At 66.2% G+C, this 15,619-nt stretch carries 17 protein-coding genes; 7 read left to right on the forward strand and 10 right to left on the reverse strand.

Going from position 1 to position 15,619, the window contains the following annotated elements:
- Positions 1–175 precede the first annotated feature (175 nt).
- Positions 176–631 (forward strand): hypothetical protein, encoded by a 456-nt coding sequence (locus H9K76_RS13235; protein ID WP_187595879.1) that lies wholly within the window; start codon positions 176–178, stop codon positions 629–631.
- A gap of 86 nt (positions 632–717) precedes the next feature.
- Here the strand turns inward: H9K76_RS13235 and murB are convergent, their stop codons facing one another.
- On the reverse strand, positions 718–1,791 hold the full coding sequence (gene murB, locus H9K76_RS13240; RefSeq protein ID WP_187595880.1) for a UDP-N-acetylmuramate dehydrogenase: 1,074 nt from the start codon (positions 1,789–1,791) through the stop codon (positions 718–720).
- Between the two features lie 68 nt (positions 1,792–1,859).
- Here murB and H9K76_RS13245 point away from each other — a divergent pair, with 68 nt between their 5' ends.
- Genes H9K76_RS13245 through H9K76_RS13255 form a run of 3 tightly spaced genes read left to right on the forward strand, consistent with a single transcriptional unit; the run spans position 1,860 to position 4,082 of the window.
- Positions 1,860–2,345, forward strand: a complete 486-nt coding sequence (locus H9K76_RS13245; RefSeq protein ID WP_187595881.1) for a YajQ family cyclic di-GMP-binding protein — start codon at positions 1,860–1,862, stop codon at positions 2,343–2,345.
- 18 nt (positions 2,346–2,363) lie between these two features.
- Complete coding sequence (locus H9K76_RS13250; RefSeq protein ID WP_187595882.1) at positions 2,364–3,035, forward strand: retropepsin-like aspartic protease family protein; 672 nt, start codon at positions 2,364–2,366, stop codon at positions 3,033–3,035.
- 39 nt (positions 3,036–3,074) lie between these two features.
- Positions 3,075–4,082 (forward strand): HD-GYP domain-containing protein, encoded by a 1,008-nt coding sequence (locus H9K76_RS13255; protein WP_187595883.1) that lies wholly within the window; start codon positions 3,075–3,077, stop codon positions 4,080–4,082.
- Between the two features lie 30 nt (positions 4,083–4,112).
- On the opposite strand, the gene plsY is transcribed toward H9K76_RS13255, so the two are convergent.
- Genes plsY through H9K76_RS13270 form a run of 3 tightly spaced genes read right to left on the reverse strand, consistent with a single transcriptional unit; the run spans position 4,113 to position 6,406 of the window.
- A complete protein-coding gene (gene plsY / locus H9K76_RS13260; RefSeq protein WP_187595884.1) occupies positions 4,113–4,748 on the reverse strand; it encodes a glycerol-3-phosphate 1-O-acyltransferase PlsY in 636 nt (211 codons plus the stop codon).
- A gap of 44 nt (positions 4,749–4,792) precedes the next feature.
- Positions 4,793–5,293: a Cys-tRNA(Pro) deacylase gene (ybaK, locus tag H9K76_RS13265; protein ID WP_187595885.1), complete on the reverse strand. Its 501-nt coding sequence runs from the start codon at positions 5,291–5,293 to the stop codon at positions 4,793–4,795.
- Between the two features lie 51 nt (positions 5,294–5,344).
- Positions 5,345–6,406 carry an aldo/keto reductase gene (locus H9K76_RS13270; RefSeq protein ID WP_187595886.1) on the reverse strand — a complete coding sequence of 354 codons (1,062 nt, stop codon included), beginning with the start codon at positions 6,404–6,406 and terminating at the stop codon, positions 5,345–5,347.
- Between the two features lie 223 nt (positions 6,407–6,629).
- Between H9K76_RS13270 and H9K76_RS13275 the strand changes: the two genes are divergently transcribed.
- Positions 6,630–7,562, forward strand: coding sequence for an alpha/beta fold hydrolase (locus tag H9K76_RS13275; protein ID WP_187595887.1), 933 nt, complete (start codon positions 6,630–6,632; stop codon positions 7,560–7,562).
- Between the two features lie 39 nt (positions 7,563–7,601).
- Here the strand turns inward: H9K76_RS13275 and H9K76_RS13280 are convergent, their stop codons facing one another.
- From H9K76_RS13280 to H9K76_RS13305, 6 genes are all read right to left on the reverse strand, one after another.
- The gene (locus H9K76_RS13280) at positions 7,602–8,489 is read right to left on the reverse strand and encodes a 2-hydroxy-3-oxopropionate reductase (RefSeq protein WP_187595888.1); all 888 of its coding nucleotides are present in this window, start codon (positions 8,487–8,489) and stop codon (positions 7,602–7,604) included.
- Between the two features lie 24 nt (positions 8,490–8,513).
- On the reverse strand, positions 8,514–9,314 hold the full coding sequence (locus H9K76_RS13285; protein WP_187595889.1) for an HpcH/HpaI aldolase family protein: 801 nt from the start codon (positions 9,312–9,314) through the stop codon (positions 8,514–8,516).
- A gap of 20 nt (positions 9,315–9,334) precedes the next feature.
- Positions 9,335–10,900: a galactarate dehydratase gene (gene garD, locus H9K76_RS13290; RefSeq protein ID WP_187595890.1), complete on the reverse strand. Its 1,566-nt coding sequence runs from the start codon at positions 10,898–10,900 to the stop codon at positions 9,335–9,337.
- A gap of 168 nt (positions 10,901–11,068) precedes the next feature.
- Positions 11,069–12,070 carry a Bug family tripartite tricarboxylate transporter substrate binding protein gene (locus H9K76_RS13295; protein WP_187595891.1) on the reverse strand — a complete coding sequence of 334 codons (1,002 nt, stop codon included), beginning with the start codon at positions 12,068–12,070 and terminating at the stop codon, positions 11,069–11,071.
- Between the two features lie 28 nt (positions 12,071–12,098).
- Positions 12,099–13,394 carry a glucarate dehydratase family protein gene (locus H9K76_RS13300; protein ID WP_187595892.1) on the reverse strand — a complete coding sequence of 432 codons (1,296 nt, stop codon included), beginning with the start codon at positions 13,392–13,394 and terminating at the stop codon, positions 12,099–12,101.
- Positions 13,395–13,420: 26 nt separating this feature from the next.
- Positions 13,421–13,597: a hypothetical protein gene (locus H9K76_RS13305; RefSeq protein WP_187600817.1), complete on the reverse strand. Its 177-nt coding sequence runs from the start codon at positions 13,595–13,597 to the stop codon at positions 13,421–13,423.
- Between the two features lie 48 nt (positions 13,598–13,645).
- Here H9K76_RS13305 and H9K76_RS13310 point away from each other — a divergent pair, with 48 nt between their 5' ends.
- Both H9K76_RS13310 and H9K76_RS13315 read left to right on the forward strand, forming a co-directional pair.
- Positions 13,646–14,437, forward strand: a complete 792-nt coding sequence (locus tag H9K76_RS13310; protein ID WP_246475004.1) for a FadR/GntR family transcriptional regulator — start codon at positions 13,646–13,648, stop codon at positions 14,435–14,437.
- A 158-nt stretch (positions 14,438–14,595) separates the two neighbouring features.
- Positions 14,596–15,588, forward strand: coding sequence for a Bug family tripartite tricarboxylate transporter substrate binding protein (locus H9K76_RS13315; RefSeq protein ID WP_187595894.1), 993 nt, complete (start codon positions 14,596–14,598; stop codon positions 15,586–15,588).
- The last annotated feature ends 31 nt before the right edge of the window (positions 15,589–15,619 follow it).

Here is a 15,619-nt window from a genome sequence, read left to right on the forward strand (position 1 = left end):
GCGATTGATCGATCCGCAGACCGATTGACCCAGGCACGCCCGTGCCGGATGCCCGTCTCCTCCCCGGAGGGACGGGCTTTTTGTTGTCGAAATATGTAACAGCGACGATTCCCCACACGAACCGCTCGTATGGCGGAGTTATGCTGCGCGAAACAACGGAAAGTCAGGAATTCCTGTGAAGAAACGCATCCCCGCCTTCATCGCTGCCGCGCTGGTGGCCACCTTGGCAAGTACCACGGTCATGGCTGCCGATGACACCACGTCCGCCGCATCCGTACCAAGCGCCAAACCCACAGGCCCGAGCGAAGCGGTGCAAAAGGCTCTCGACAAGCGCATGAAGAACGTGCTGGACGCGCTGGAAGGCGTCGGCACACCGCTCACCGCAGACATGTTTTCTGCCGAGTTCACCAAGCAGGCACCTGCCGATCAGGTGCAATCCGCCCTGAAGCAGCTGCATGACAGCGTCGGTTCCTGCAAGCTCGCGGGCCGCGTGCACAGCCCTGCGCCCAATGCCACGGCCTATCTGCTGGATTGCCAGAAGGCCTTCATCCCGGTGGAGATCGCCGTGGAGGAAAAGGCCCCGAACCGTATCGAAAGCCTGCTGTTCCGCGCCTCGTTCTGGCGCATGTGACGGTTGCAACTCCCGCAGCCTGACAAGAGGATGTGGGAAACAGCGGAAAAAGCCGCGCGGCACCTTGCCTGCGCGGCTTTCCGTTTTCAGACCACGACCGGCTCGGGTTCCAGTCGGATGCCGAAGCGCTCGTAGACGCTGGTCTGGATCGCCTTGGCCAGCGTCATCACCTCACCGCCTGTCACGCTGTCCTCGCCGTTGCCGCGATTGACCAGCACCAGCGCCTGTTTCTCGTAGACGCCTGCCTTGCCGATGGACTTGCCCTTCCAGCCGCAGGCGTCGATCAGCCAGCCCGCGGCCAGCTTGATCGAGCCGTCCGGCATCGGGTAGTGGACGATCTTGGGCTCGCGCGCAATGATGTCGGTGCACTGGTATTCGGTGACCGTCGGGTTCTTGAAGAAGCTGCCGGCATTGCCGATCACGACCGGATCGGGAAGCTTGGCGCGGCGGATCTCGCAGACCCAGTCGAAGATCTGCCGGGGCGTCGGCTCGGTGATGCCGCTCTCGGCCATCTTTCGCTCGAGGTCCGCATAGCCCAGATCGGGCTTCCACTGCTTGGGCAGGCGAAAGCGCACATGCGTGATCACCGCGCGGCCTGCCAGGCCCATGCCGCGCGGCAGGTCGCTGTACTCGCCGGCCGCCGACGGCGCATGCTTGAAGATGGAGTCGCGGTAGCTGAAGGCGCACTGCGCCGCATTCAGCGTGAAGGTCTTGCCAGTGGCCAGGTCGACGGCGTCAAGCGAGTCGAAGCGATCCTGGAGCTCCACACCGTACGCACCGATGTTCTGCACCGGCGCCGCGCCCACGGTTCCCGGAATCAGTGCCATGTTCTCCAGGCCCGGGTAGCCCTGGGCGATGGTCCAGGCCACAGCCTCGTGCCAGACCTCGCCGGCGCCAGCCTCCACAATCCACGCCCTGTCGGTTTCCCCGGCCAGGCGCAGGCCCTTGATTTCCATCTTCAGCACCACCGGCTTCACATCGCCGGTGATCACGATATTGCTGCCCCCGCCCAGCACGAACACGGGCTGGCCCGCCAGATCGGGACTGGCGATCAGCGCCCGTACATCGTCCACGGAATGGGCTCGCACGAGCGTATGGGCCTTGGCGACGATGCCAAAGGTGTTGTATTGCTGGAGAGGAACGTTGTTCTCGACTAACATCGACCCAATTGTCGCACCCGGACGCGCACGCCTCCGGGTTTCCCTGCAGATCACCCCAAAGTCAAGCCATGCCATCTTTTGATACCGTTCTTGAAGCCAATTTCGTCGAAGTGAAGAACGCCGTGGAAAACACCGCCAAGGAAATCGGGACACGCTTCGATTTCAAGGGCACCTCCGCCGGCATCGAGCTCAAGGACAAGGAAATCACCTTGTTCGGCGACGCCGACTTCCAGCTCCAGCAGGTCGAGGACATCCTGCGCAACAAGCTCACCAAGCGCAACGTGGACGTGCGTTTCCTCGACATCGGCAAGCCGCAGAAGATCGGCGGCGACAAGCTCAAGCAAACCGTGAAGGTGCGCAACGGCATCGACAGCGAGAACGCCAAGAAGCTGCAGAAGCTGATCAAGGAAAGCAAGCTCAAGCTGCAGGCCGCCATCCAGGAAGAAAAGGTGCGCGTGACGGGTGCCAAGCGCGACGACCTGCAGGCCGCCATGGCGCTGATCCGCAAGGACATCACCGACCTGCCGCTGTCCTTCGACAACTTCCGTGACTGACCTCCCCTGCCCGGCGCCATGAGCACCACCCTCGGATACTCCGGCTCTTTCGCCCGTGCGGCATCCGCCGCCGCGCTGCTGCTCGCATGCCTTGCCACGCCCGCCCTCGCGCAGCAGGCCACCCTGGTCGGCGTCCTGGGCAGCAAGGCGCTGCTGGTCATCGACGGCAACGCACCGCGCACGCTCGGCGCGGGTGAATCGGTCAGCGGCATCAAGGTCGTCTCCATCTCGGGCGACAGCGCCGTCGTCGAATCCGGCGGCGTGCGCCAGACCCTGCGCATGGGCGATACGCCGGTGAACATCAGCCCCACGGCCGGCAGTGGCAAGCAGCGCCTGGTGCTGAAGGCCGACTCGCGCGGGCACTTCATGAACTCGGGGCTGATCAACGGCCAGGTCATGCGCTACATGGTGGACACGGGCGCCACCTCGGTCGCCTTCAGCCAGTCGGAGGCCAGGCGCATGGGCGTGCAGTTCGAGAACGGCCAGCAGATCATGATCGGCACCGGCAACGGCACCGTGCGGGCGCACCGCGTGGTGCTGCAGAGCGTGCGCGCGGGCGATATCGAGCTGCGCAACGTGGACGCCGTGGTCGTGCCCCAGCCCATGCCCTACGTGCTGCTGGGCAACAGCTTCCTGAACGCGTTCCAGATGACCCGCACGAACGACGAGATGGTGCTGGAGAAGAAATAGACTGCCGCCGATCGCCACAGGAAGAACCACATTCTTGCCATGAGCCAGCTTCCCGGGACCATTGCCGATTCGACCCCTGCCAACGAGTATGAGGAACTGCTCGCCCAATGGGGCGATCTGCAGGCCGCGCTGGCTTTTGTGCTGCACCATCCCCGGCAGACGGCAGACTTCACCGCCAAGGTGTGCCAATGCGACCAGTGGCTGCAGGACCTGGTCGCGCGCGATGTCGACTCGACGCTGTACCTGATATTCCAGCTCGCGGCCACCAACGGCACCGGCTACAGCGCATCGCACGCGCTGGTGTGCGCGGCACTCTGCCACATCCTCGCCCAGGAGCTGGGCCTGGCACGCCGCGAGCGCGACTCACTGGTCCGTGCGGCATTCACCATGAACGTCGGCATGACGCGCCTGCAGGACGAGTTGGCGGAGCGCAGCGAGCCGATCTCCGCCCAGCAGCAGGAGGCCGTCAATCGCCACGCCGAGCGCGGCATGGCACTGCTTGAGCAGGTGGGCGTAAGCGACGACCTGTGGCTCGACGCAGTGGCCTACCACCACGCCCCGCAGCACGAACGTGCGCGCGATCCACTCAGGAACCTTCAGGCCGAGGAACGACTGACCCACATTCTCGCGACGGTCGACCGCTATGTTGCCTTCATCAGCCCGCGCCGTACGCGTGCAGGGCGCAGCGCGACGGAATCCATCCGCACGCTGCTCGGCAAGAACACGTCACAGGCCAACGAGGTGGGCTCCCTGCTCGAGCGCACGATCGGCCTGTGCCCGCCAGGAACCTTCGTGAAGCTGGACAACGGCGACACGGCCATCGTGCTGCGCCGTGGTGAATCGACGAGCTTTCCCGTGGTGGCCAGCCTGCTGGATGCCGACGGCGAACCCTATCCGGAACCCGGACTGCACTTCACCTCGCAAGGCAGGCCACGGGTGCAGAGCGCCCTGCCGAGCAGCGCGGTGAGCATGGGCACGAATCACTACACGATGGTGCGTCTGGGCCTGATGGCGGCCAGCCGCCACCTGAGCGCCACCGCCGCGTGAGGCGCGTCGGCGGCGGGCTGCCCGTGTTGCTCAGACCTTCTTCTTGGAGCCGATCTTCGACTCCTTGCCGGCCAGCAGCCGCCCGATGTTTTCCTTGTGGCGCCACACAAGCAGGCCCGACATGATGGCGATCGACACGCCGATGCGCGCATCCATGACCCAGGCCACCCCGCCGCCCAGCACATAGAAGAACGGTGCAAACACCGCAGCCACCAGCGAGGCCAGCGAGGAGTATCGGAAGAACACCGCGATGATCAGCCAGCTTGCAAGCGTTGCAAGGCCCAGCCAGCCGCTGATTCCAATCAGCACACCGGCCGCCGTCGCCACGCCCTTGCCGCCCTTGAACTTGAAGAACACAGGCCACAGGTGGCCGAGGAAAGCCGCCAGGCCCACCGCGGCGATGGTGCCCTCCTCCAATCCATGGGGACCGCCGAACCAGTGCACCAGCGCCACCGGAAGCCAGCCCTTGACCGCATCCAGCAGCAACGTCAGGATCGCTGCCGCCTTGCTGCCCGATCGCAGCACGTTGGTCGCCCCCGGGTTGCCGCTTCCATAGGTACGCGGGTCGTTCAGCCCCATCAGCTTGCTGACGATGACTGCAAACGACAGCGAGCCCACAAGATAGGCCGCGATGGTGACGATGATGGAAAGTACGGTGGAGCTCACGGAGGTCTGGTCGCTGGAGGGTGAAAAAGAAAATGCGCGGGCCCCTATTCTGCCAGCGCGCACTGCACCGGCGTGGCGCCGAGCAGATCCACACAAACCCGTGGGTCCAGCTGCACCAGAAATCCGCGCCGTCCGCCGTTGATGGCGATGCGCGGCAGCTCCAGGATCGTCTGCTCGATATAGACAGGCATGTCCTTCTTCGTGCCGAACGGCGAGGTGCCGCCCACCAGGTAGCCGCTGTGCCGGTTCGCCACCTCGGGCTTGCAGGGCTCGACGCTCTTGGCGCCGATCTGCCGCGCGAGGTTCTTGGTGGAGACCTTGCAGTCGCCATGCATCAGCACGATCAACGGCTTCGCATCCTGATCCTGCATCACCAGCGTCTTCACGACGGTGTGTTCATCGAGCCCGAGGGACAGCGCACTCTGCTCGGTGCCCCCGTGCTCGACATACTCGTAGGGATGCTCGGTGAACTCCACGCGGCGGGCCCGCAGCAGCTGCGTCGCCGGCGTCTCGCTCACATGCGACGATTTGTCCTTCCTGGCCATGCTCTTCTTTCTCTTCTTTCTTTTCTTCCCGTCATTCCGTTCCCGGGCCGGTCACTGCGCCGGATCGCGGTATTGCTTGCGGATGGCATCGATCTCGCCCAGCAGTTCCGCACTGAGCGTGGTGCCCCAGACGTCGATGTCCTCGTCCAGTTGCTCGACCGTGGTCACGCCGAGGATGGTGCTCGCCACCTGCCACTTGGTGTAGCAGAACGCGAGCGCCATCTGCGTCGGTGTGAGGCCGTTGTCGCGCGCAAGCTGGTTGTAGAGCTTGCTGGTCTCCCACGACTCCCTGCGGCCCCAGCGCTGCTTGCGCATCGACTCGAACATCGTGAGGCGCGCCGTTGCCGGAGCCCCCACGCCGGTTGTGCCGCTGTGGTCATACTTGCCGCTCAGCAGGCCGTAGCCCAGGGGCGAGTAGGCCAGCAGCGAGACCCCCAGGCGATGGCAGGTCTCGTCCATTGCGTTTTCCCAGCTGCGGTTGAGCAGGGAGTACGGGTTCTGCACCGACACCACGCGCGGCAGGCCCAGCTGTTCGGCAAGCCGCACGAACTCGTGCACGCCATAGGGCGTCTCGTTGGACAGGCCGATGTAGCGCACCTTGCCCTCGCGCACCAGGCGTGCCAGCGCCTGCAATTGCTCGAGGATCGGGGTCTGGCTGCTCTCCTTCTCGGGCTGGTAGTACATCTGCCCGAACGCGGGCACATGGCGCTCGGGCCAGTGGATCTGGTAGAGGTCGATCACGTCGGTGCGCAGGCGCCGGAGGCTGGCCTCGCACGAGGCGACGATGTCGGCAGCGGTCATGCCCGCGCCTTCGCGCACCCAGGGCGTGGCGCGCGACGGTCCGGCCACCTTGCTGGCCAGCACCACGCGCTCGCGCACTCCCGGGTTGGCCGCAAACCAGTTCCCGATATAGGTCTCGGTGGCACCGAAGGTCTCGGCCCGCGTGGGCACGGCATACATCTCGGCCGTGTCGATGAAGTTCACGCCGCGCTCGAGGGCCCGGTCCAGGATGGCGTGCGAGGTGGCCTGCGACACCTGCTCGCCGAAGGTCATGGTGCCGAGGCAGATGGGGGTGACCTTCAGGTCGCTTTGCCCCAGGGATATCTGATGCATGGTCTGACGCATGGAATTTCAATCAACGGAAAACGGAAAGGCGCAGCCCCACGGTTCGGCCCGTGGCCACGATGCGCTATGGAAATGGAATGCGCGAGCAGGCTCGAGCGCACAGCCAAATGATAGTCAACAATGCGCCATGGCGCAGGCCGCCCCTGCCCGGAAACAATGGCGACACCCCAGCCGCGCCCATGACTTCGACAACGCATCGACAATGGCAATCATGTACACAGAACTCCGCCCCGCCCAGCAGCTCTCCGTTCCCGTGCGCACCATGCGCTACAACGTGCGCGTCTGGGGTGACCCGCAAGCGCGCCAGCCCGGCCTGCCGCCGCTGGTCATGGTGCATGGCTGGATGGACGTCGGCGCGTCCTACCAGTTCGTGGTCGATGCGTTCGGCCAGGCATTTGCCGAGGGGCGCCTCATCATCGCCCCCGACTGGCGCGGCTTCGGGCATTCCATGCCCGAGGTGCCCACGGACCACTACGTGTTCGCCGACTACCTGGCCGACCTCGACCACCTGATCGACCATTTCTCCCCCGACGCGCCAGTCGATCTGGTGGGCCACAGCATGGGCGGCAATGTGAGCATGATGTATGCAGGCGCCCGCGCGGGCCGCATCCGCCGCCTGGTGAATCTCGAAGGCTTCGGCCTTGCCGCCACCCAGCCTTTCGAGGCGCCCAGGCGCTATGCGCGCTGGATGGATGAGCTGCGGCAGCATGAGCGCGGCGACCTGCAGATGCGTCCCTACGACAGCCTGGAAGGCGTTGCGGCCCGGCTGATGAAGACCAACCCGCGCATCACGCCCGACAAGGCGCGCTGGCTCGCCGGGCACTGGGCGTCGCAAGGTGCCGATGGGCAGTGGAACATCCTTGGTGCCTCGGCCCACAAGATCGTCACGCCCATGCTGTTCCGCGTCGAGGAAATGCTGGCCCTCTACGCGGCCATCACAGCCCCGGTGCTTTCGGTGGAGGCCGAGGAGAACCACATCGCGAAGTGGTCGAACGGAAAGTATTCGCTGCAGGAGTACCACGAGCGCCTGCGCCACGTACCCGACGTGCGCTCGGCCCAGGTGATGGACGCTGGGCACATGCTGCACCATGACCAGCCCCAGGCCGTGGCCCGGCTGATCGAGGACTTCCTGCTCGCGAGCTAGGGAGCCTTGCATCGATGTGCCCGAGGGCCCAGGCCGGACTCAAGCCACGTCGTGGGCCCCCATCAGCTCCAGCGCCTTCACCAGCGCGGAGTGGTCCAGTTCGGCATCGCCGTTGGCGGCACAGGCCTGCATCAGCTGTGCGGCTCCGGCGGTCTGCGGCAGCGCGAGCCCCAGTTCACGCGCTCCCTGCAGCGCCAGGCCCAGGTCCTTCTGGTGCAGGCGGATGCGAAAGCCCGGAGCAAAAGTGCGCTTGATCATGCGCTCGCCATGGACCTCGAGGATCCGGCTGGACGCGAAGCCGCCCATCAGTGCCTCGCGCACCTTGGCCGGGTCGGCACCGGCCTTGCTGGCAAACAGCAGTGCCTCGCCCACAGCCGCGATATTCAGCGCGACGATGATCTGGTTCGCCACCTTGGTGGTCTGGCCGTCGCCGTTGCCCCCCACCAGGGTGATGTTCTTGCCCATCTTCTCAAGCAGCGGCCGCACCCTTTCGAACACCGCCGGTTCGCCGCCGCACATGATGGTCAGCGAGGCTGCCTTCGCGCCCACCTCGCCGCCGGACACCGGTGCATCGACGTAGTCCGCGCCCAGCGCATTGATCTTCTGCGCGAAGGCCTTGGTGGCCATGGGCGAGATCGAGCTCATGTCCACAACCACCTTGCGCTCGCCCCCCTGGCCCAGCGCAGCCGCCACCCCGTTCTCGCCGAACAGCACCGACTCGACGTCCGGCGTGTCGGGCACCATCAGAAATATCACCTCGGCATTGCTGGCCACTTCCTGCACCGTGGTGCAGGGAATGGCTGCCGAGTCCTTGATCGCATCCGGCACGCGGCGGGCCGCGCTCACGTAGACAGTGTGGCCTGCGTTGACGAGGTTCAGTGCCATGGGCGTGCCCATGATGCCGAGGCCGATAAATCCGAGCTTCATGTCGTGTTCCTTGCTAATGAAAATTCAATACGCACCCGAGGCCGGCGCGGGCACCGCCGTAGTGGAGCCCGCGCGCATGGTCTGCAGGATCTGCTGCGAACCGGCGGCCATCAGCCGCGCGTCGGAGCTCACGGTGGTGAACTGGAAGCCCTTGGCGATTCGCTCCAGCGCGCTCTCAGGTGTGCCGTTATGGATGCCTGCCACCAGGCCATGGGCCTTGGCACGCTCCAGGATGTGATCCACGGCCTGCTGCGCCTTCGGGTCCAGCCCGTCGAACACAGGCCGGCAACCCAGCGACAGCGACAGATCGCTGGGCCCGATGTAGACCGCGTCCAGCCCCTCCACGCTCATGATGGCGTCCAGGTTGTCCAGTGCCTGCGCGGTCTCTATCATCGCGAAGGTCACGATGGTGTCATTGGCATGCGCGGGATAGTCGGCGCCGCTGTAGAGCAACGCCCGCACCGGCCCGAAGCTGCGCGTGCCGCGCGGCGCATAGTGGCTGTAGGCCACGAGCTTTTGCGCGTCCTCGCGGGTGTTGACCATGGGGCAGATCACACCGTAGGCACCGGCATCCAGCGTCTTCATGATGACGCCGGGTTCCAGCCACGGCACACGCACGACGGGCACCGTGGCCGTGGTCGAGATGGCCTGCAGCATGGAAACCATGGCCTGGTAGTCGACCACGCCGTGCTGCATGTCGATCGTCAGCGTGTCCCAGCCCTGATGGGCCATGGTCTCGGCCGCAAAGCCGTTCGGTATGGCCAGCCAGCCATTGACGGCGGCGCCGCCGCTCTGCCAGATTTCCTTCAGTCGATTAGCTCTCATGATGTGCTTCCCTTCAAGATTCAGGTCACCGGTGCCGGGTTGAACAGCACCAGCGCGTTGTGCAGCTTCCACTGCTCGGCCCAGGTTTTTTTCCTGCCGCTCGCCACATCGAGCATGAGCCGGAACATCTCCCAACCGATGTCCTCGATCGTGGCCTCGCCGTCGGCGATGCGCCCGGCGTTCAGGTCCATCAGGTCGTGCCAGCGCCGCGCCAGATCGCTGCGCGTGGCCACCTTGATCACTGGCACCTGCGCCAGCCCATAGGGCGTGCCGCGCCCGGTGGTGAACACATGCAGGTTCATGCCGGCAGCCAGCTGCAGCGTGCCGCAGATGAAGTCGCTGGCCGGCGTGGCCGCGTAGACCAGGCCGCCTTCGATGCCGCGGTCCGCCAGCCGCTGCCCCGGCGACAGCACGCCGGTGATGGGCGCGGTGCCGCTCTTGATGATGGAGCCCATCGCCTTCTCGACGATGTTCGACAGGCCGCCCTTCTTGTTGCCAGGCGTGGTATTGGCGCTGCGGTCTACCCTGCCCTTGTCGAGGTAGGCGTCGTACCAGGCCATCTCCTCGATCATGGCCTGGGCCACTTCCGGGCTGGACGCGCGCGAGGTGAGCTGATCGATCCCGTCGCGCACCTCGGTCACTTCGCTGAACATGACGGTGGCGCCTGCACGCACCAGCAGGTCGGTGCAAAAGCCTACGGCCGGGTTGGCGGTGACGCCGCTGAAGGCATCGCTGCCGCCGCACTGCACACCCACCACCAGGGCGCTGGCGGGCACGGTCTCCCGCCGGCGCCGGTTCAGGCGCTCCAGGTGCGCCTGCGCGCTGTCCATGATGGAGTCGATCATGGACATGAAACCCACATGGGCCTCGTCCTGCAGGCAGACCACATCCAGCGCGGGCTCGCGTTCGTCGACGATGGGAAACGAGCCCGGCGGCAGCAGGCGCTCGGGCTGCAGCTTCTCGCAGCCCAGACTGACCACCATGACCTCGCCGCCGAAATTCGGGTTGCGGCTGATGTTGCGCAGCGTTCGCTGCGGTATCTCGGCGCCCACGGCATCGATGGCTACGCCGCAGCCATAGCTGTGCTCCAGCCCGACCACGTCATCCACGTGGGGATACCGTGGCAGCAACTCCGCCTTGATGCGGCGCACCGCGAAGTCGAGCACGCCTGCCACGCATTGCACCGTGGTGGTGATGCCCAGGATGTTGCGCGTGCCGACGCTGCCGTCGGCATTGCGGTAGCCCTCGAAGGTATAGCCCTCAAGCCGCTCCATGACCGGTGGCTTGACGGTGGAGACGGGCAGACCCTCCAGCGAACGCGCCTCGGGCATCCGCAGCAGCCGCTCATGCACCCAGCTGCCGGCCGCAATGGCCTTGAGCGCGTAGCCAATGACCACGTTGTAGCGACGCACCGCGCCGCCTTCGGGGATGTCCACCAGTGCCACCTTGTGTGCCTGCGGCACCTGGTCACGCAGCACCAGGCCCGAGGGCAGAACGGTGCCGACCGGCAGACCGCCGTCATTGGCGATGATGGCCACGTTGTCCGCCGGGTGCATGGCGATGGAGAGCGGGGTCGGGCTACTCATGAGGATCTCATTTCGGTTTTCTATGAGCGCTTCGCGCCGTCTGTGGTTCATGCAACTGGCGCGCGCCATCAGGGGACACCGAGGAAGGGCCGCCCCGCACCGATGAGGTCGTCCCCCTCCCGAAGAGAGAGGGGGAAGCGGCGCAGCCGCTCAGGGGGTGCCTCATATTCAATCCGCCTTGATACCGGCGGCCTTGATGACCTTGGCCCACTTGGCCACCTCGGCCTTCTGGTACTCAGCCAGCTCGGCCGGCGTCATCGTGGACGGCAGCATGCCGAAGGCCTTGAGGCGGGACTGGACCTCGGGCGTGGCGACGATCTTCATGATCTCGGCATGCAGGCGCTCGACGACGGCCGCCGGCGTGCCAGCGGGCGCGAACACCGCTTGCCACGAGCCCATGTCGAAGCCCTTCTCGCCGGCCTCGGCGATGGTGGGTACGTCGGGCAGCGATTCCAGGCGCTTGGAGCTGGTCACCGCGATGGGGCGCAGCTTGCCGGACTGGACATGCGGTCCGACGACCAGCGCGGTGTCGAACATCATGTCCACCTGGCCGCCGATCACGTCCTGCACGGCCGGGCCGCTGCCCTTGTAGGGCACGTGGGTGAACTTCACGCCCGTCTGGTAGGCCAGCAGTTCCATCGCCATGTGGTTCGAGGTGCCGCTGCCGGGCGATGCCGAGGCCAGGCCGCCGGTCGCCGCCTTGGCCTTGCTGCCAGCCAGCACGTCGGACAGCGTCTTGTAGGGGCTTGCGGCCGGCACGACCAGCACCAGTGGGCCCGAGCCCAGCATGGCGATGGGCGTGAAGGACTTGACCGGGTCGTAGTCGAGCTTGGAATACAGGCTCACGTTGATCGCATGCGAGCTGATGGTGCCGCCCAGGATGGTGTAGCCGTCGGCCGGTGCGCGCGCGGCCAGGGCCGACCCCACACTGCCGCCGGCACCGCCTTTGTTCTCGATGACCACCGGCGTGCCCAGCGCCTTGCCCAGCGGCTGGGCGATCACGCGCGCCAGGGTGTCCGTGTTGCCCCCGGGCGGAAACGGCACCAGGTAGGTGATGGGCTTGCCCGTGGGCCAGCTGCCCTGCGCCAGCGCGGGCGTGGCGACATGGGTTGCGGCGAGCAGCAGGGCGCTGGCGGCGAGGCTGCGTTGCAGCAGGGTACGGCGTTGCATGGTGGTTGTCTCCTTATCGGTCTAAAGCTCAAAAACGGGGCTGCCGGCCCGTGAAGGACGGGTCGTACTTGCGCATCTGCCCGAGGTCGTCACGGTTGCGGATTCCGCAGCGCAGGTAGTTGTCGTGCAGGCGCGCCAGCGCCTCGCGGTCCAGCGTGACACCCAGGCCCGAGGCGGCGGGCACGCGCAGGCTGCCCTGCTCGAACCGCAGCCGTCCGCCCTCGATCACCTCCTCGTCCTGCCACGGGTAATGTGTATCGCAGGCGTAGGTGAGCTGCGGCACGCTGGCGCACAGGTGGGTCATCGCCACCAGGCTCACGCCGAGGTGCGAGTTGCTGTGCATGGACAGGCCCAGATGGAAGGTGCTGCACAGCGTGGACAGGCGCTGCGTGGCGCGCAGCCCGCCCCAGTAGTGGTGGTCGCTCAAGACGATCTTCACCGGACAGCCCATGTCGGCATTGCGGCGGAACTCGGCAAAGTCGGTAACCACCATGTTGGTGGCCAGCGGCACCTCGCACTCACGCGCCACTGCGGCCATGCCCTCCAGACCCGGCGCCGGGTCTTCGTAATACTCGAGCACGCCGCGCAGCTGCCGCACGATCTTCAAGCTGGTCTCCACCGTCCAGTTGCCGTTGGGGTCGATGCGCAAAGGCAGGCCGGGAAAAGCCTGGGCCAGTGCCAGGATGCCCGCGGCCTCCTGCTCGGGCGGCAGCGTGCCGGCCTTGAGCTTGATGCTCTGGAAGCCGTATTCGTCGATCATGCGCCGCGCCTGGGCCACCAGTTGCTGCGGTGCCAGCGCCTCGCCCCAGGCGTCCGGGGCATAGGGCCGGTCGATGTGCTCCGCGTACTTGTAGAACAGGTAGGCCGAGAACGGCACGCTTTCGCGCGCGGAACCGCCGAGCAGGTCGACCACCGGTGCCCTGGCAAGCTGGCCCTGCAGGTCAAGCATGGCGACCTCGAAGGCGCTGACCACCTTGGCCACGGTCTTGGACACATGGGTGCCCGGCGCCAGCGACACCTGCTGGCCGAGAAACTCCGAAGCCGTGAGCCGAGGCGGCGCAACCAGGGCCGCGACGCGGTTCTCCATTTCGTTGAGCGCCCACGGCGACAGACCGATCAGGGCCGGCGCGGCCTTGGCCAGTGCATCGAGCATGGGCTGGTCGCCGTAGCTTTCATTGATGCCGACCAGTCCCGATGCCGTCTCGATCTCGATGATGGAGCGCAGCGCCCAGGGCTCGTGGATGCCGGCGGCGTTCAGCAGCGGCGGATCGCGGAATGCAATGGGCGTGACGCGAATGTGGCGGATGGCGTGCGAAGTACTCATGGAGAACAGGAAGGTGTGGATGAACGTCAGTGGACCTTCATGAGCAGGCCGGGCAGCCAGGTCGAGAACGCGGGCACAACGGTGACCAGGGCCAGTGCGAAGATCAGCGCGCCGCAGAACGGCCATATGGTGCGCAACACCTGACCCAGGCCGCCGGCCGCGCCGGTCAGCAGCAGGCGGTGCATACGAGGGATGAAAGTCATGCTTGTGATACGTTGTCTGATAACTTAAGACCGATTATGATGACGACCATGCACCCCACATCCCCGGAATTACCCGAACTGCGGCCCCTGCCTGTTGGCGTGGAGAGCCAGTTGCGCGGCAAGGCCGGCCGCAATGGCCGCAGCCTGGCGAACCTGCTGTCCGAGGAGTTCGAGCACAAGATCCGCCAGGGACTGCTGCGCGAGGGCGACAAGCTGCCCACCGAGTCGGAACTCGTTCGCAGCTACGACGTGAGCCGCACCGTGGTGCGCGAGGCCATCTCCAAGCTGCAGGCCGCCGGCCTGGTGGAGACGCGGCACGGCATAGGCACCTTCGTGCTGCCGGCGCGCGAGGGTGCCAGCCTCACACTCAACGCCCGCGAACTCAGCGAATCAGTGGACGTGCTGGCCGTGCTGGAGCTGCGCATCAGCCTGGAGACCGAGGCTGCGGGCCTGGCCGCGCAGCGCCGCAGCGCCGAACACCTCCAGGCCATGCGCCAGGCGCTGCGCGCCTTCGAGCACAACGCGGCCGCCGGCGGCGACACCGTCACGCACGACCTGGCCTTCCACCAGGGCATCGCGCAGGCCACGGGCAACCCGTATTTCGGCGATATCCTCGCTCACTTCGGCGCCATGCTGATCCCGCGCACGCGCATCACTTCCCTCCAAGAGCCGGGACGCAATCCCGACTACCTGCGCCGCGTGAATCGCGAGCACGAGGAGATCTACAACGCCATCGAGCGCCAGGACGCCGACTCGGCCCGCGCCGCCATGCGCATCCATCTGACCAATTCGCGCGAACGCCTGCGCCTGGCGCAAAAGCACAGCACGGCAGCTTCTTGACACAGAGGCCCCGCCCTTCCGCGGAAATCACAGCAGCCCCCTTTTGACAAATCCCTGCCTGCAAGCGGTCGATGGCGAACCACCCCGGGCATTCCCCAATCTTGCCATGTACGGGATGTTAGTCATATGATGACTTATAACTTCCTTAGGAGACATCGATGCCCCAACGCCCTGCCATCCTCCGCCGCACCGCCCTGGCGCTGGCCACACTGGCCATCCTGACTGGCCTGCCCCCCGGCGTCCGGGCGGCCGATGCGGCCTGGCCCTCCAAGCCCATCCGCCTCGTCGTGCCCTACCCTCCAGGCGGCAGCTCGGACATCATCGCCCGCTCCATCAGCCAGCACATCTCGCAGGCACTCAAGCAACCGGTCATCGTCGACAACAAGCCCGGCGCCAACGGCAATCTGGGCGCCGAGCTGGTCGCGCGCGCCCAGCCCGATGGCTACACCTGGCTGCTGTGCGACCTGGGCGCGCTGGCGATCTCGCCGTCGGTCTACACCAAGCTGAGCTTCGATCCATCCAAGGACCTGCGCGGCGCGGCCATGCTGGCCTACTCGCCGCACATGCTGGTGGTGCACCCCTCCGTACCCGCCAACAACCTGCAGGAGCTGGTCGCGCTGTCGCACAAGCAGGACCTGAACTTCGCAGTCACCGCGACCGGCAGCGCGCCGCACCTGGCCGGCGTAGAGCTGGCGCGGCTCACCGGAGCCAAATGGGTCTACGTGCCCTACAAGGGCGGAGTGCAGTCGGTACAGGACACCGTGGCCGGGCAGACCCAGGTGCTGATGAACGGCATGCTCGCCACCTATCCTCAGGTGCAGGCCGGCAAGCTCAAGCTGCTGGGCATATCGAAGGCCACGCGCATGCCGCTGATCGCCGACGTGCCCACGTTGGCCGAGCAAGGCGCGAAGGGCTTCGCTTCGGGCACCTGGCAGGGCGTGGTGCTGCCGGCCAAAACACCCGACGCGGTAAGACAGCGGGTAAACCAGGCGCTGACCGAGGCCATCCGCTCGCCCGAGGTGCGCTCGCGCCTGACCGGCCAAGGCGCCGAGGTGGTGACCATGACGCCCGCCGAGACCGATCGCTTCTTCGCCGCCGAGCGCGCGCACTGGCAGCAAGTGGTGCAGGCCGCGCAGATTCGGCTCGACTGACGACTCTCCAGACCCGCGGGATACTTGTCGG

Origin of the sequence: Diaphorobacter ruginosibacter, assembly GCF_014395975.1 — a bacterium.
Classification (GTDB): domain Bacteria; phylum Pseudomonadota; class Gammaproteobacteria; order Burkholderiales; family Burkholderiaceae_C; genus Diaphorobacter_A; species Diaphorobacter_A ruginosibacter.